This window comes from Salegentibacter salegens, from assembly GCF_900142975.1.
Taxonomy (GTDB): Bacteria; Bacteroidota; Bacteroidia; order Flavobacteriales; family Flavobacteriaceae; genus Salegentibacter; species Salegentibacter salegens.
Genome location: NZ_LT670848.1, coordinates 3,213,609 through 3,228,386, shown reverse-complemented (window position 1 = coordinate 3,228,386; position 14,778 = coordinate 3,213,609). Strand labels below are relative to the sequence as shown.

Sequence of the window (14,778 nt, the reverse complement as noted above, 5' to 3'; positions counted from 1 at the left end):
AATTATAATTTTTCTTTGATAAATTCGGTCATCATTGTGTATAGGTGTAATCTTGTGTTCCCGCCATAGATACCGTGGTTTCTATCCGGGTAAATAGCCCAGTCAAACTGTTTGTTAGCCTGCACTAAAGCTTCTACCATTCTCATGGTATTTTGAAGATGTACATTATCGTCTCCCCCACCGTGAATTAAAAGATAATCTCCTTTTAATTTCTCTACGTGGTTAATTGGTGAGTTTTCGTCATAGCCGGAAGGATTTTCCTGAGGTGTAGTCATATATCTTTCGGTATAGATGGTATCATAAAACCTCCAGCTAATTACCGGCGCTACAGCTATAGCCATAGAAAAAGTATCGTTTCCTTTAAGAATAGCGTTTGAAGACATAAAACCACCGTAGCTCCATCCCCAAATTCCAATTCGGTTTTCATCTATATAATCTCTTGCACCAAGTTTTTGTGCAGCCGCTATTTGATCTTCCACTTCGTATTTACCCAATTCATTTTGAGTAACCTTTTTAAAGTCCGCACCTTTAAACCCTGTGCCACGACCATCTACGGTTGCTATAATATAACCCTCGTTGGCAAGTAGCTGATACCAGTAATCGTTAGTTCCAAAATAAGAATTAGAAACCGACTGCGAGCCTGGGCCCGAATACTGAAACATTAATAATGGGTATTCTTTAGTCTCGTCAAAATCATTTGGCTTAATCATAGACATATTAAGCTCATTACCATTTATATTAATGGTGGTTAAATCTTTGGAAGCAAAATTATAAGCTGCTTCCTTTTCAAGTAAAGCCGAATTATCTTTTATCTTTCTTACCAGTTTTCCGTTTTTAGCACTGTGAAGCGTAAATTCATAAGGAGTTTCGGTACTAGTGTAAGAATTGATGAAATAAGTATAATCTGCGCTAAAATCTGCGCTATTGGTTCCTTCTTTTTCGGTTAAACGGGTTTTGTTTTTACCGTTAATTTTTATAGAATATACATCGCGGTTTACGCTTCCGTTTTCTGTACTTTGATAAAAGATCTTCTTAGAGTCTTTATCGTAACCATAATAGCTAGTCACTTCCCAATTTCCTTCGGTAACCTGGTTTTCTAGCTCACCGTCTTCATCATAAAGGTAAATATGGTTCCAACCGTCTTTTTCGCTAGTCCAGATAAAACTGTTGTTTTCAAGAAAAGTAAGGTTATTCGTGATATCTATATAAGCTTCATCGGTTTCGTTCATCACCACTTCAGCTTCATTATCTTCAGCATCAACAAAAATAAGATCTAAATCGTTTTGATGCCTGTTTAAAACCTGTACGCTTAAAATCTCAGGATCCTGTGTCCATTTAATTCTTGGGATATAAAAATCTTCATAATCTCCAAGTTCAACTTTTTCACTTTCTTCAGCAGCTAACTCATACAAGTAAAGTGAAACTTCAGAATTAATCTCTCCTGCTTTAGGATATTTAAAAACCTGCTGACTTGGGTAAAGATCCTGCCCAAACATATCCATTGAAAATTCTGGAACTTCGGTTTCATCAAATTTTAAGTAAGCCAAATGAGTTCCTGTTTTATTCCAGTCGAAAGCCCTTACAAAGGCAAATTCTTCCTCATAAACCCAATCGGTAACTCCGTTAATTATGGTATTTTTCTCACCATCTATAGTCACCTGGGTTTCTTCGCCTGTAGGGATATCGTAAGTGTAAATATTATTTTCAAAAACGTAAGCCACTTTAGAAGCATCTGGAGAGAAAGTTGGTTCCTGTACTTTATTGTCACTTAATTTGGTTAGCGTTTTATCTTCTACATCGTAGATATAATAAATTCCGCGAGAAGAGTGACGGTAAATTTGCTCCATCTCGGTAGAAAGCAAAATCTTATCCTCATTTTCACTAAGTTCAAATCCCTGGAAACCGGAAATTTCACTAAGATCTTCACTGTTTAATAGACTTCTAAGCTTTTCCCCTGTTTTATAGGAATAAACATCTATGCTAGTGGTATTGGCATCGCGATCGCGATTTAAAACCAGGTATTCTTTACCGTTGTCTAAAGATTGTAGGGATTGTAAACGCTCTTGTCTAAAGGTGCCGTCGTAGATTTCTTCGAGGCTAATTTCTTTATCCTGCGCGTAAATTGTTGAGGTTGCCGCAATTAACAACCCAACCAGTATTTTGGAGAACTTCATAAAATTTATAGAATGAATTTTGATTGCCAAGTTTACTAAATTTTCAGCAAAAAAAGTAGGATTTGAGTGTTAAATACTAAGGATTTGTTAAAGAAATATTCTCATAAACTTTCTAAAAACCAAAAACCAGCTTCCCTTAAATAACAATCGTATCTTTGCGCTCTATAAATTAGCTTAAAAAATGATAAAACCTATCAGCGGATTTTCCAAACTTACAAAGAAGGAAAAAATAGACTGGTTGGCCGAAACCTACCTGAAAGACCGCCCCGAAGACGTTGCCATTCTAAGACAATACTGGAACGAAGATTCCAGGCTACAACAACTTCACGACGAATTTACCGAAAATACACTCTCTAACTTTTACCTGCCTTTTGGCCTAGCGCCAAATTTCCTAATTAATGGAGATCTTCTTGCTATTCCTATGGCGATTGAAGAAAGTTCTGTAATTGCAGCAGCAAGTAAAGCGGCGAAATTCTGGAGAACACGTGGCGGATTTAAAGCAGAAGTGATTGATACCAAAAAAATAGGTCAGGTACATTTTAATTTCTTCGGAAATAAGCAAAAGCTGGAGCAGTTTTTCAAAACCACCAAACCTAAACTTTTGGAAGCTGTAAAACCTATTACCCGCAATATGGAAAAACGCGGCGGCGGGGTTTTAGATATAAAACTTAAAGATAAAACCGCTGAAATTGATAATTACTATCAGTTGCATTGCGAGTTCGAGACCAAAGATTCCATGGGTGCGAATTTTATAAATTCCTGCCTGGAAAAATTTGCGGAAGTTTTTGAAAATGAAGCCCAGCAGTACTCTAATTTTTCTTCGGAAGAAAAGGATATTGAAATAATTATGAGTATTCTTTCTAACTATGTACCGGAATGTTTAGTGAGAGCTGAAGTTTCCTGCCCGGTAGAAGAACTCAATGAAAATAAAGATTTAATCGGAGAAGATTTCGCGAAAAAATTTATCCAGGCGGTAAATATTGCTGAAGTAGAACCTTATCGTGCTGTGACCCACAACAAAGGAATCATGAACGGTATTGATGCCGTGGTTCTCGCTACCGGGAACGATTTCAGGGCAGTAGAAGCCGGAATTCATGCTTATGCCGCCAGAAACGGAAAATACTCCAGCTTAACCCACGCCAGCATTGAAGATGGTATTTTTAAATTCTGGATCGAAATTCCATTAGCGTTGGGAACCGTTGGCGGATTAACAAGTTTACATCCTTTAGTAAAGCTTGCTTTAGATATTTTACAGCAGCCAAGTGCTAAAGAATTGATGAAAATTGTAGCCGTTGCCGGCCTCGCACAAAACTTTGCTGCAATAAATTCATTAACCACCACTGGTATTCAGCAGGGACATATGAAAATGCATTTAATGAATATTTTAAATCAACATAAAGCCAATGCTCAGGAAAAAGAAATACTTACCAGGTATTTCACTAAACACACCGTAACCCACAGCAGCGCTGTTGAAGAATTGAAAAAATTGCGAAATTCATGAAAGAGTTTTACAGCAACGGAAAACTTTTAATAACCGGGGAATATGCTGTGTTAGACGGCGCAAAAGCCCTCGCCGTACCCACAAAATTTGGTCAGTCGCTGGAAGTTAAAAGAATTGAAGAAAATACAATTCACTGGAATAGTTTTGATGAAAACGATAAACTATGGTTTCAGGGAAAGTTTGAATTTAAAAATGGAAAAATTGAATTCATTTCAGGAGAAGAAAATACCGGTAAAAAACTTCAGCAAATAATAAATGAAGCACATCAATTAAACCCTGAAATATTTTCTGAAGAAAAAATGGGAATTGAGATTACCACCCGGCTGAATTTCAATAGAAATTGGGGTTTAGGAACCTCTTCAACTTTAATCAACAACATTGCTGACTGGTTTGAAATTGACGCCTACAAACTGCTTAAAAACACTTTTGGAGGTAGTGGTTATGATATCGCGGCATCGCAAAATACCCAACCGATTACTTACCAAATTACAGAAAATGGCGTTTCGGTTTTAAAAGCTAACTTTTATCCTGATTTTTCCGAAAATATCTTTTTTGTTTACCTAAACGAGAAAAAAAATAGTCGTGAGGCTATCGCACATTATAAAGCTTTACCAGAAGCAAATAAAACCGGACTTACAGAAAAAATATCTTCACTAACTGAGCAATTCATAAACTGTAGTAGTCTTACAGAATTTGAGCTTTTAATTAATATTCACGAGACTTTGCTTTCAAAATCATTGCAGACTCCCAGGGTAAAACAAGCCCGCTTTACAGATTTCAAGGGAGCGGTTAAAAGCCTTGGCGGCTGGGGTGGAGATTTTGTGATGGTTACGGGAGAGAAAGAAGAGGTTTTTGAGTATTTCGGTAATAAAGGTTATTTGACGATTTTCGCCTTTGAGGATATTGTTCTTTAAAAAAACGGTTCTTAAGAGCTTAGACCACCGAATAAATTTCGGAGCAGGCTCTGAAACGAGTTCAGGGTGACGAAGGTTCATAATTAGAATTCACAAGATAATCTGCAAATTACTGGCAATCGGGTTAGAGATTACTTCACTCCGTTCGTCCGTAATGGCGTTCCTTTTTTGATCTTGAAACAGCTTTAGACCCTGAAATATCCCGAGAATCATCGGGAGAGGGTAACGCTGTTTAAACGAATCCCCATCCTGTCATGCTGAACTCGTTTCAGCATCTAATTTGTTTAAAAAACATAAAAAAGCCCCGGTAAAAATTACCGAGGCTTTGTATCTAAACGCTTATTCTACTAGTAGAATCTCGCTCTATTATCTTTAATATCAGCTTTTTCACGAAGTGCTTCAAAAAGTCTTCCAGAAGCATTCTGTCTTCTTTTAGCAGTCTCCTGCTCTGCGATTGCGCGGTAAGAATTCATTTCAGGCGCTTCATTTTTACTTTCAAGCTCCACTACATAAACTCCATTCTCTCCGGCAATAGGATTACTCACACTTCCCGGTTCTAAAGCGAATACAGATCCTACAACTTCCGGCTCTCTTCCTGCACCCGGTAAAGTTGGGCTGGAAAGGTTTACTGAATTTGCAGTTTGTACCATAGTATTATTGGCAGAAGCGATTTCCTGAAGGTCTTTACCATTAATTCTTCCCTTTAAAATTTCAGCTTTCTTTTCTTTAGTAAGAATAGGAATTACTTTAGACGAAGCATTTTCAGCCGTCATAAGTCCTTCTTTGTTTTTAGCAGTTAATTGTGCTACAACATATCCTGAAGGAATATCGAAACGTCTTACGTCTCCAACGCTTGCATCATCTTCAAAAGCCCATTGTACAATTCTTCTTTGATTGCCAACCCCCGGAATATTTTCTTCCAGTGCTTTTACATTATTTACAGTTCTAACATTGTACTCTCCTTCTTTAGCAACTTCAGTAAAATCTCCTTCGCCTGCCGCGATCTCAAATTTTGTGGTTTCGTTAAAAAGGTTGTTTCTGGAACGCTCTGAAGCTTCTAATTCTCTTGCGATAGTCGCAATTTTCACCGCTTTTTCTCTTTCGGTTTGCTCTTCAATATGAATTACGTGGTAACCAAAATCGGTTTCTACAACGCCAACATCTCCTGGGTTATTTTCAAATACATAGCTATCAAATTCAGGAACCATAGTTCCAGGACCAAAATACCCAAGATCTCCACCATCCTGATTATTGGAACGGTCTGAAGAAAATTCGGCCGCCAATTCATTGAACTTTTCTTTATCTCCTCTTACAACATTCACAAGGCTATCGGCCAAAGCTTCTGCCTGCTCTTTACTTCTGGTTACGTCTGGAGCAAATTGCTGCCCCTGGTAAGCCACAAGAATATGGCTCGCTTTTGTTGAATCTGGAATTTGTTTGGTTTCAACTAACTTTGAAAGTTTGAAATATCCATTATGCTGGTAAGGACCAAAAGTTTGTCCTTCTTCCAGGTTGAAAAGATCGTCAGCAAATTCTGAAGGCAATTCATTTTTAAACACAAACCTGTCTTCGTAAGGAAGATCTGAATTTGCTTCTACAAAATCTTCATAATCATTTGTAGTATTGAAACCAGGAAGGGTATCGTTACTGCTGGTTACCGCGTTATATTCTACACGGCTGTCCTGTAAGGAAGTTAAAGCTTCTTCAGCTTCCTGCACATCTTCATCTGAAGCTTTTTCTTCAAAATAAACATATCTAAGGTTTCTTGAAGCTTCGGTTTCAAATTGAGACGGATTTTCTTTTATATAATCTCTAATTTCATCTTTACTTATCTCCACTTCATCATCTGAAACAGAAGAATAAGCCAGCTGAACAAAACGAAGGTCTACGCTGTTATTCTCAAAACGATGAGCTTGTTTGGCTTCGGTTAGGGTAGCACCAATCCCGGCGGTTACCATAGAGAAATACATATTTTGGCGGGCCATATCGCCCATATTACTTTCCATTTGCAGCCATTGCTGGTAAGCTTCAGGCTGGGTAGACCTAATGCTGGCAATATATTCACGCACACGGTTCTCGTCAAACATCCCGGCTTCGTTTCTAAAAGCAGGATTATTTCCCATTTGCACACGCATCACCTCTCTAATTTGAGCTTTACCGGCTCTTATCCCAAGCTTTTCCATTTCTTCTTTAAGAATGGTTTCGCGAAGGGTTTGTTCCCAAACCTGGTTTACTGCCTGGGCAGTGCTCGCATTGGAGCCCATGTTTCGCTGGTAAGCTTCTACCTGCCGGGCAAAATCTTCCCTACTCACCTCTTCATCATTAATAGTTGCGATGGTATTCTGGTCTTTTTGCGAAGAAAAACCGCCGTTACGAATCACATCTGCAAGCACGAAAGAAAAAAGTGCCAATGCAATGATGATGATCAAGAAAACAGAACGCTGTCTGATTTTATTTAATACTGCCATTTGTAGTTGTTATTTTATCGAAATATAGTGGGCGAAAATAATGTTTTTAACCTAATTATAAAACTTATAATTAGCAAAATACTAACTAATCGCTAATTAATCTGCAGGTTTTATTTTTAACTCCACCAATTCTATTTTGGTATTGGAAACTTCCAGGATTTTAAATAAAAAACTATCTATCTGTAATTCCTCATTTTGCTGCGGAATTTCCTCGGTATGATTTACTATATATCCTCCAAGGGTTTCATAATTTTCACCTTCGGGAATATTGAATTTATAATTTTCATTCACATAATCTACTTCTAAACGCGCTGAAAATTTATAATGATTCTCGCCTAATTCTTCTTCGGTAAGTACCACAGGATCGTGTTCGTCTTCAATTTCCCCAAAAAGCTCCTCAACAATATCCTCTACGGTAATCATCCCACTTGTCCCGCCGTATTCATCTATAACCACGGCAATACTTTTACGTTTTTTAGTGAGATTATTTAAAACATCTTTTACCCACATCGTCTCGGGCACAAAAACCACCGGCAACAATATAGATTTTATAGACTCTGGTTTTTTAAAAAGCTCGAATGAATGAACGTAGCCAATAACATCGTCTATGGTTTCATTATAAATTAGAAGCTTTGAAAGCCCGGTTTCGGTAAAAGTATTTACAAGATCCCTGGGCGCCTGGTGTTGATCTACCGCAATAATTTCGGTTCTTGGCACCATCACTTCCCTCGCTCTTATATCTGAAAACTGCAGTGCATTTTGAAAAATCTGGATTTCAGAATCTACTTCGTCATCATCTTCTACGGTTTCCATTTGTTCATTGATGAAATTTCCCAGTTCAACTTTACTAAAAGCAAGTTGTACCTCGTCTCCTTCGGTTTTAAAAAATCTTTTCAGAATAACATCAGAAATCCATATTACGAAAGAGGAAATAAAACTAAAAACCAAATAAAAAATATAGGCTGGTACCGCGAAAAACTTTAGCATGCTATTCGCGTAAATTTGGAAAAACACCTTCGGAAGAAATTCAGCGGTAAGCAAAATTACCAGCGTAGAAATTACCGTTTGGGTAAATAAATTGAGATCTACGATAAGATATTCAAAGAAAGCGTTATTTACAGGCTGAAGACCCTCAAGCCAGATCATAAGTAAATCGCCCATAAAAAAACCGTAAACCACCAGGGCAATGTTATTCCCTACCAACATGGTAGCGATAAATTTTGAAGGCTTTTTGGTTAATCTTTTAAGAATGGTAGCCAAAAAATCGTTTTGGCGCTTTTCTATTTCAATATAGATCTTGTTAGAGGAAATATAAGCGATTTCCATCCCGGAAAAGAAAGCAGATAAAATTAAGGAAAGGACAATGATAAAAATTTCAACTTCCATTATTCCTGCTTGTTACGCTCTTCTATTTTTCGCCTAAATCGTCTCTTAAAGAAGAACATAAAGATAGATATTACTACGAAAAAGATGAACAAATATGCCCTGCTACGCTCGGTATTCCAAATTCTAATACTTTCATAGAGAAAGAATACCGCTATAAATAAATAAGCGTATTCAAAATATTTAAAATATTTACTCATCTGATTTATTGTCTTTTATAATTTGAATTCCCACATTGGTTCGGGAGCGAAAATTACCGAAATTTTGATTAGCATCAAAACCTTCACCATCGTTAAGAGCTCCGTTTGGAAATTTAATGGTATTGGGTTTATCCGTAAAAACCCAGTTTATATTCTGGTCCCAAAATAGCTGCGAAGCTTCCAGGCGCAAACTATCGGCGGTGTAAATCACCACATTTCCCTGTAAATCTATAAGATTGGTACCGTCGTAAATAATCCCATAATCTGAAGTAACCGTACTTTTCTCGTTGTTTTCATCATAAATCTCCAATTCCAAACCATCGGGAAATTCACGGTAAGGGAATTCTTTATTTGTAAAATCCATCATTCGGGGGCTTTTTAAATTAGCCACCATTCTCCCGGAATCGGTATATTTTAGGTTTATTCCTTCAGCAATAGCTTGTGGAGCATCACCTTCAATTTCTAAAGCCCGAATTTCATTAAGATTACCCTGACATGAAAAAAGCATTGTCACGCCGGTGAGCGTGACAATGCCTGTTATTATTTCCTTATATGTTAATCTCATATTACATTTGTGGGATACGCACAGTTTCCCCAATCCAACATCCAACTTGAATAGCTTCACCGGTACTTCTACCTTGTTGAAACACGTCAGATTTTTGTGGTGCTCTACCTCTATAGGCTGTAGCAGTTTGATTTGCATTAGATGCAATAGAAGGATCTACCCTTGCAGCTCTCGCAGCATAATCTGCAGCTAACCAGTATACAGCTCTTTTATCAAAAGATGTCTCTCCACAATTGTTAGCACTCTGGGCAATCATATTAGAAATTTGCAAGTATGCATTACCTAAAGAAGGCTTGGCGTCTAGTGCTTTTCTATAATAATTTCTTGCCTGAGAAAAACTACCTCTTTCTTTATAGTTAGAAGCAATTCTATAATAAATTCTAGCTTGATCGTTAGGATCTTCTTCTAACTCAGCAGCTTCGTTATAGTATTCTAAAGCTTTAGCTCTATCGCCATCGGCTTCAGCTAACTGCCCTAAGGAGTAAGCAGAATTTGCAGAAGGCTCTAATTGGTGCAATGCCTCAGAAACCTGGAAGAATAATGGATCTTCGGTACAATCTTTAGCAGATAATCTTGCGTTGGCATTCTGCAACCAATTTACATCAGATTTTTTCTCTTCAAAATCTTTCTTATAAAGAGGAATTAAGTTATCACAATCTGCTCTTGCGCCTAATTTAGCATTAATACTTCCTTTTACAAGGTTGTAATTTTTCAGGTTAATTTCAGCATATTCGATTTGCTTCTGTTCTTTGGTGGTAAGATCTTCACCTTCTTCTTGTTTTTTCAAAAGAGGAGCTAATCTTTCGGCAGCATCATTTTCTTCCTCTTCAATTTTCGCCAATACTTTATCGTAACTGTCAAAAACATCCTGAAGTTCTCTATCTCCCGCATCCTGCATTTCTACCATAAGATCAAAATAAGCATACAAACCTTTTGGGCTGGTAAAGTTCTCACGATCTTCGGTATACACTTTATCAAAAGCGTTATATAATTCTTCTTTAGTTCCTAATTTGTGATCATATCTTAACTGAGCGATATCAGAATAGATTTTTCCTTTAGAAGTTTTATTTGGAAATAATTCCAAACGCTCTTCCCAAAGGCCGATAAGTTCTTTAATAAATTGTTCTTTTTCGGCACCTTCAGCGTTCTCAATTTTATAGTTAAGAGCACGTTCACCATATTGAAAAGTAGCCAAACTATATTTTGGACACTCTTCTCTAACTTTCATTAAAGGCTCATAAGCCGCATCATAATCTTTAGCTTTGGCATCGTCGTAAGCCAATGCAGCCATTGTTGCACAATCATTAGATTGTGCGCTTAAAACACTTGAACCTAAAACGGCTCCCGTAATTAATGCTATAAATCTCGCTTTCATTTTCTTGTTTTATTATTGTGGTTAATTAAATTTTCTTCTTTCAAACCATCTTCTGGCTTCGGTAAGGGAAAGCCCTACTGAAAGCCTAAAGAAATCTTCCTGAATTAAACCTGAATCGGTGGTACCGCGCTGTCCATACTCAAATCCAAGGTTTATATTAGAAAATCCCGGTCCTACAGGTAGTCCAACTCCAAAAGTGATGCCAAACTCATTAATGTCCTGATTATTGATATTTAAACCTGTCTCTTCAAACCTGAACCCTGCCCGGTAAACAATACGATTAAAATAATTTGTAATTGAATTATATTGTGGAATAAAATACCCACCAAACTTATACTGTGCAGCATTTGCAAAGTTTGCATTTGCACCTCCCGCACCGTTTACACTTAAAAATGAATTATCATCGGTACTCACATATTCACCACCAAAGAACCATTTATTAGGTCTTCCCAGCCCTAAACCAATTGTATATTTAGCCGGTAAAGTTAACTCTGAGTCCGCCACATTTATATCCCGTTCTTCTACAACTGCTTCCCCACCGTTTGGTGAAAAAGCAATAGTAGCTAGTTGCCTGGAATTTTCAGCATCTATATTTGTAGTTGGTGAATATGTCGCCGCTGCGTGTAAATTAAGTCCGTTTTTTAATCTCTGTTGAAAATCGGCACCAAAATTATAACTAAAGCCCATTAAATCTGATCTACTTACATCACGCGAACCTAATTGAACCTCGTCTCTAATAAGCGTTCGGTGATTTTGAAGGTTTCCGAAGTTATAATTAACATCAACCCCAAGGCTTAAAGAAGGAATTACCTGATAGCCTGATGAAAGAAAAACTTTATTCATCCCGCCACGACCTTCAAGCCTGCTGGCCACATCTTCCCTAATATCCAGAATTTGATATCCTACCGAGGTATATGGTAAAACTCCAAAAGCAAAACCAAGGTTTCCTCCCACCGGCACACCGATGGCTAAATAGTCTAACGAAGAAACTTTCGCTTCATCTTCTGCTGTATTAGCGTTTAAGGTTAATCTCTCGTGAGAACCTCCTAAAGCGTAAGTTGTTCTTCTTAATCTTCCATACCCGGCAGGGTTTCTAAGATTAAGGTGAATACTATCTGAAAACATACTTAAACCACCCATAGACCTGTTTTCTACAGTTCCTTTAAAAGTGTTAAGTCCAATTCCGTAATAAGAATAGGGTGAAGATACATTCTCCTGAGCTGTAGCAACAACTGTAAAAAAAACAGCTACGATTACTATAAATCGTTTAATCATTGAGTCTTGTTAAATTCTAAAATGTAGTTTAATCCCTCTAAAAGAAAATTCGGGTTGGCAAATATGCCATTTTTTACCCGCTTTGACAAAATTTGCGTATCCCCTCCTGTTAAAATAATTGTTAAATATTTATAATCAGCTTTATAGCGATCAATAATTCCATCAAGCTCGGCCGCTACCCCGTTTAATACACCCGAGAGCATTCCTTTTTGAGTAGAATCGCCAATTAAAGATATATTTTCTTCTAATTCTATTAAAGGTAGTTTCGCTGTAAAATGATGAAGCGCTTTTAATCGCATCTGCAACCCAGGGGAAATAGCGCCTCCTAAATATTCATTTTTATCATTTTTAAAATCGAAAGTAATACAGGTTCCGGCATCAATAATCAGCAAATTTGTATTACTATATTCTTTTGCTCCGGCGGCCACTAATGCTAACCGGTCTTTCCCTAAAGTTTGAGGAGAAGCATAGTTATTTTTAAACGGAAGCCTGGTGTTTTCTCCTAAAACAAAGAGTTTAGTTTCATTTCTAAGAATTTCTTCTATTTCTGAAGTATCTTTTATTACCGAAGAAAGGATAGAAAAAGCTATTTGAGGATAATCTTTTTTTATTTGCTGAAATTTTTCAAAAAATTTTTCAAAAGGAAACACGTAAGACCTCAAAATCTTAGCATTCTGAAATACAGCACTTTTTACGGCAGAATTCCCAACATCAATAATTAAATTCATAGTAAAATGATTGTCCGGCTAAATTACAAAAGCATTTTTTTAAATTTTCCTTTGTGAGATTATAAAAATGAATATATATTTGCACCCGCTTACAACAATAAGCAACTGGTGCCTTAGCTCAGTTGGTAGAGCAAAGGACTGAAAATCCTTGTGTCCCTGGTTCGATTCCTGGAGGCACCACCTTAAAAGCCCGATACACTTAGTGTTCTCGGGCTTTTTTAATTTTGCATTATGCATTACCTCTATATTCTTTATAGTAAAAAAGGGATCAAGCATGATTGTTGGGGACTAAGCAAAAATTGTAGTTAATCTGAACAGGAAGAATTCTATATTTTCGCCTATATATTAATTACAAACTTCCTAAAAACAAAAAAGCCTCTTTCCGAATACACGGAAAAAAGCTTCTCATTGGTTAGCCAAATCCACACAACATAGGATATAACTGGCTAACTACACGTCCTGAATTAACAGGACAACAACACAACTTAATTTTAATGCAAAAGTTTAATTCACAAACTTTTAGCACAAGGCTCTGAACCCCAAATTTTATTTCTAAAACCGAAGAATTAATTCGGTCACTAATAATCAATACTACCTCTAAACAACCCGAAGATCTCAAAGAGGGCTGGCAAATATACAATTTCTTCTTTCTATTAAACAAATAAAAATTTAATCGATATTCTGCGAAAATTGAAATTTTTCGATCGCTGCAGATCTAAAATTTCAGGATTTGGTATTGACTATGTATATTTTAAAAAATTAAATGCTCGAATTCAAACTTTGAGCCACCTGCTTTTTATATTTTTGAGTATATGAAGCACTTTTACTGCTTATTTTTTAGCCTGGCTTTTTTATTCCTGGCCTGTCAAAAAAAAGAGGTGAATACTCAGGAGAATAAAAACCCGGTTGATTCGGTTTCTTATTTTTATGAAAAAGCCAAAAAAACTGATTTTATTCCGCAGAAAATAAGTTTCTTCAACAAAGGGCTTGAGCAGGCTCAACAAAGCTCCGATACTTTGTTAGCACTCTTACTGGATCACAAAATCTACTATCACAACCGTTTAAAAGAATACGACAGCGCCTTGCTTTTTGCCGATAGCCTCCAACGGGTAGCAAAATTCCAAAAAGACACGGGCAGCATTGCCCTGTCGTTTTACAGAAAAGCGGTTATTAATCGGTATTTAGATAATCAGGAAGCGGTTTTTAAAAATGCTTTTGAAGCCCGGAAACGATATCTTCAATTAGGAGATAGCACAAAAGCTGCCCGCAGAACTCTCGAAATGGCTATCGCTCAAAGCCGAATGCAAGATTATACCGGCAGCCAGGAATCGGCTACCGAGGCTCTTCAATGGCAGTTATCAAAAACGGAAATGGGTTGTAAAATGTGGAAAACCGTATTTTTTCTATAAATGGAAAACTTATTTTTGAAACTGAAAAGGGAAAAGGATTAAAAATTATAATCCGTATCCCGTTATAAAAATTATCATGTTTAAAAAGGTCCTTGTTGCAGAAGATATGGACAGTATCAACCAGGCTGTTTCCATTGTTTTAAAAGATCTCCGAATTGCAGAAGTTACACATTCTCAATACTGCGATCAGGCCTGGTTAAGAACAAAGAAAGCAATAAAGGATAACCAACCTTTTGATTTACTTATTTGCGACCTCTCTTTTAAACAAGATTTTAGGAAAGAAAAAATAACTTCAGGTCAAGAACTTATTTCAATCTTAAAAAAGGAAGACCCAAACCTAAAGGTTATCGTAAATTCCATAGAAGACCATCCGCAAACCGTTCGCGATTTATGGGCGTCTGGGAATATTGATGCCTATGTTTGTAAAGACCGCAACGGTCTTAAAGACTTAAAAGAAGCGATTAAAATTGTAAGTGAAAACCAACAATACAATTCACCTTCTATTGAAAAAGCTCTAAAACAAAAAAACCTGCTTAGTCTTAACGAATTTGAAATAAATATTGTGAAATATCTCTCCAATGGTTACACTCAGGACGAAATTGAAAGAGAGTTGAAGAAGAAAAACATTAAGCCCAGCAGTAGAAGCGCTATAGAGAAGCGTTTAAAGGAATTACGCGAGGAATTTGAGGCAAACACAAACCCACACCTCATTGGGATTATGAAAGATCTAAAATTGATTTAAGAAATATTCCAATCTTTTTAAAGCTACTTTATTATAAAATTTTT

12 protein-coding genes and 1 tRNA gene are annotated in these 14,778 nt (G+C 36.8%); 5 read left to right on the top strand and 8 right to left on the bottom strand.

Annotation, left to right across the window (positions count from 1 at the left end):
* Window positions 1–2 precede the first annotated feature (2 nt).
* Window positions 3–2,174: a S9 family peptidase gene (locus B5488_RS14345; protein ID WP_079736631.1), complete on the bottom strand. Its 2,172-nt coding sequence runs from the start codon at window positions 2,172–2,174 to the stop codon at window positions 3–5.
* A 181-nt stretch (window positions 2,175–2,355) separates the two neighbouring features.
* Here B5488_RS14345 and B5488_RS14340 point away from each other — a divergent pair, with 181 nt between their 5' ends.
* Together B5488_RS14340 and B5488_RS14335 are read left to right on the top strand one after the other, a co-directional pair.
* Complete coding sequence (locus B5488_RS14340; RefSeq protein WP_079735893.1) at window positions 2,356–3,675, top strand: hydroxymethylglutaryl-CoA reductase, degradative; 1,320 nt, start codon at window positions 2,356–2,358, stop codon at window positions 3,673–3,675.
* Complete coding sequence (locus B5488_RS14335; RefSeq protein ID WP_079735892.1) at window positions 3,672–4,589, top strand: GYDIA family GHMP kinase; 918 nt, start codon at window positions 3,672–3,674, stop codon at window positions 4,587–4,589. Before B5488_RS14340 ends, B5488_RS14335 begins: the two co-directional genes overlap by 4 nt.
* A gap of 347 nt (window positions 4,590–4,936) precedes the next feature.
* Here B5488_RS14335 and B5488_RS14330 read toward each other — a convergent pair whose 3' ends face one another.
* The 7 genes from B5488_RS14330 to B5488_RS14300 form a co-directional block, all read right to left on the bottom strand.
* A complete protein-coding gene (locus B5488_RS14330) occupies window positions 4,937–7,057 on the bottom strand; it encodes a peptidylprolyl isomerase (RefSeq protein ID WP_079735891.1) in 2,121 nt (706 codons plus the stop codon).
* 96 nt (window positions 7,058–7,153) lie between these two features.
* Window positions 7,154–8,443 (bottom strand): hemolysin family protein, encoded by a 1,290-nt coding sequence (locus B5488_RS14325; protein WP_079735890.1) that lies wholly within the window; start codon window positions 8,441–8,443, stop codon window positions 7,154–7,156.
* A complete protein-coding gene (locus B5488_RS14320) occupies window positions 8,443–8,640 on the bottom strand; it encodes a hypothetical protein (protein ID WP_075325840.1) in 198 nt (65 codons plus the stop codon). The genes B5488_RS14325 and B5488_RS14320 overlap by 1 nt, the downstream gene beginning before the upstream one ends.
* Window positions 8,633–9,205, bottom strand: coding sequence for an LPS export ABC transporter periplasmic protein LptC (lptC, locus tag B5488_RS14315; protein ID WP_079735889.1), 573 nt, complete (start codon window positions 9,203–9,205; stop codon window positions 8,633–8,635). The genes B5488_RS14320 and lptC overlap by 8 nt, the downstream gene beginning before the upstream one ends.
* A 1-nt stretch (window position 9,206) precedes the next feature.
* On the bottom strand, window positions 9,207–10,580 hold the full coding sequence (locus B5488_RS14310) for a tetratricopeptide repeat protein (protein WP_079735888.1): 1,374 nt from the start codon (window positions 10,578–10,580) through the stop codon (window positions 9,207–9,209).
* A gap of 21 nt (window positions 10,581–10,601) precedes the next feature.
* Window positions 10,602–11,855, bottom strand: a complete 1,254-nt coding sequence (locus tag B5488_RS14305; protein WP_079735887.1) for a hypothetical protein — start codon at window positions 11,853–11,855, stop codon at window positions 10,602–10,604.
* Window positions 11,852–12,583: a type III pantothenate kinase gene (locus B5488_RS14300; RefSeq protein WP_079735886.1), complete on the bottom strand. Its 732-nt coding sequence runs from the start codon at window positions 12,581–12,583 to the stop codon at window positions 11,852–11,854. Before B5488_RS14300 ends, B5488_RS14305 begins: the two co-directional genes overlap by 4 nt.
* A gap of 107 nt (window positions 12,584–12,690) precedes the next feature.
* Between B5488_RS14300 and B5488_RS14295 the strand changes: the two genes are divergently transcribed.
* From B5488_RS14295 to B5488_RS14285, 3 genes are all read left to right on the top strand, one after another.
* Window positions 12,691–12,763, top strand: a tRNA-Phe gene (locus B5488_RS14295).
* 632 nt (window positions 12,764–13,395) lie between these two features.
* Window positions 13,396–13,992 (top strand): hypothetical protein, encoded by a 597-nt coding sequence (locus B5488_RS14290; RefSeq protein WP_079735885.1) that lies wholly within the window; start codon window positions 13,396–13,398, stop codon window positions 13,990–13,992.
* Window positions 13,993–14,068: 76 nt separating this feature from the next.
* Entirely contained in the window at window positions 14,069–14,734 is a 666-nt protein-coding gene (locus B5488_RS14285) for a response regulator (RefSeq protein WP_079735884.1), read from the top strand.
* Window positions 14,735–14,778 lie beyond the last annotated feature (44 nt).

Coding starts and splice junctions, on each gene's coding strand:
- B5488_RS14310 (WP_079735888.1), bottom strand. CDS start 10,580: ATGAAAGCGAGATTTATAGCATTAATTACGGGAGCCGTTTTAGGTTCA.
- B5488_RS14345 (WP_079736631.1), bottom strand. CDS start 2,174: ATGAAGTTCTCCAAAATACTGGTTGGGTTGTTAATTGCGGCAACCTCA.
- B5488_RS14325 (WP_079735890.1), bottom strand. CDS start 8,443: ATGGAAGTTGAAATTTTTATCATTGTCCTTTCCTTAATTTTATCTGCT.
- B5488_RS14320 (WP_075325840.1), bottom strand. CDS start 8,640: ATGAGTAAATATTTTAAATATTTTGAATACGCTTATTTATTTATAGCG.
- B5488_RS14300 (WP_079735886.1), bottom strand. CDS start 12,583: ATGAATTTAATTATTGATGTTGGGAATTCTGCCGTAAAAAGTGCTGTA.
- B5488_RS14330 (WP_079735891.1), bottom strand. CDS start 7,057: ATGGCAGTATTAAATAAAATCAGACAGCGTTCTGTTTTCTTGATCATC.
- B5488_RS14335 (WP_079735892.1), top strand. CDS start 3,672: ATGAAAGAGTTTTACAGCAACGGAAAACTTTTAATAACCGGGGAATAT.
- B5488_RS14285 (WP_079735884.1), top strand. CDS start 14,069: ATGTTTAAAAAGGTCCTTGTTGCAGAAGATATGGACAGTATCAACCAG.
- lptC (WP_079735889.1), bottom strand. CDS start 9,205: ATGAGATTAACATATAAGGAAATAATAACAGGCATTGTCACGCTCACC.
- B5488_RS14305 (WP_079735887.1), bottom strand. CDS start 11,855: ATGATTAAACGATTTATAGTAATCGTAGCTGTTTTTTTTACAGTTGTT.
- B5488_RS14340 (WP_079735893.1), top strand. CDS start 2,356: ATGATAAAACCTATCAGCGGATTTTCCAAACTTACAAAGAAGGAAAAA.
- B5488_RS14290 (WP_079735885.1), top strand. CDS start 13,396: ATGAAGCACTTTTACTGCTTATTTTTTAGCCTGGCTTTTTTATTCCTG.